Source organism: Nonomuraea sp. NPDC049750 (assembly GCF_040659625.1).
Taxonomy (GTDB): Bacteria; Actinomycetota; Actinomycetes; order Streptosporangiales; family Streptosporangiaceae; genus Nonomuraea.
Genome location: NZ_JBFANB010000076.1, coordinates 1 through 1,075, shown reverse-complemented (window position 1 = coordinate 1,075; position 1,075 = coordinate 1). Strand labels below are relative to the sequence as shown.

1 pseudogene is annotated in these 1,075 nt (G+C 66.2%); it reads left to right on the top strand.

Annotated features, from left to right (window positions below):
• Positions 1 to 909 (top strand): annotated as a pseudogene (locus tag AB0J16_RS59645) (IS1380 family transposase); the annotation flags it as partial.
• Between the last annotated feature and the right edge of the window lie 166 nt (positions 910 to 1,075).

Genomic DNA, 1,075 nt, shown 5'->3' with positions numbered 1-1,075 from the left:
GAACAAGCGGCGCCGACCTGGAAAAGGAGTTTCGGGTTCCACCCGATGACTGCGTTCATCGACCACGGCGGTCAGGGGACGGGTGAGGCGGCCGCGCTGCTGCTGCGGCGGGGGAACGCCGGGTCGAACACTGCCGAAGACCACATCGCCGCCGGGCGGCTGGCGTTGAATCAGATTCCCGCCCATCTGCATAAACATGTGCTGTTTCGCACTGACTCCGGTGGCGGCACCCATGAGTTCCTCAACTGGGTGACCGCACGCAGATTGAAGTACTCGATCGGGTTCAACCTGACCGACGACATCTGTGAGGCGATCCTGGCGTTGCCGAAGGACGTCTGGGAAGTGGCCTACGACGCTGATGGTCAGGTGAGGGACGGGGCGTGGGTCGCGGAGCTGACCGGGATGCTTGATCTGTCGTCATGGCCGAAAGGCATGCGCCTCATCGTCCGTAAGGAACGCCCGCACCCCGGCGCCCAGTTGCGGTTCACCGATCTCGACGGGCACCGCTTCACGTGTTTTGTCACCGGTACCCGCTCGGGTGGCGGCCGCGGCCAGCTCGCCGACCTCGAACTGCGCCATCGCCGCCGGGCCCGCTGCGAGGACCGTATCCGCACCGCCAAGGACACCGGCCTGCGCAACCTCCCCCTGCACGGCTTCGCCCAAAATCAGCTCTGGCTCGAACTCGTCGCCCTTGCCTGCGAGCTTCTTGCCTGAACCCAACTGCTCGCACTCGACAGCCATCCGGCTCGGCGCTGGGAACCCAAACGGCTACGGCTGCGCCTGTTCTCCGCCGCAGGACGCCTGGTCAAAGGCAGTAGACGCCTCCGGCTCCGTCTCGCCCAACGATGGCGGTGGGCCGACCTCATCGCCTCCGCGATCAACCGCCTGCAGATGCTGCCCAAGCCCTGACGCCAATCCACCCGCCCCCACAACCAGGAAGGACACACCACCCGGGCCCGTGGAACCCCGCCCACCCGACGCGATAGCCGGGCCGCCTGGCTGACCCACCGCTGAAAACACGCAGGTGGCCCAAGTCAGTACGCGACCCAACCACCCTCACGAAACATCGAGGCTA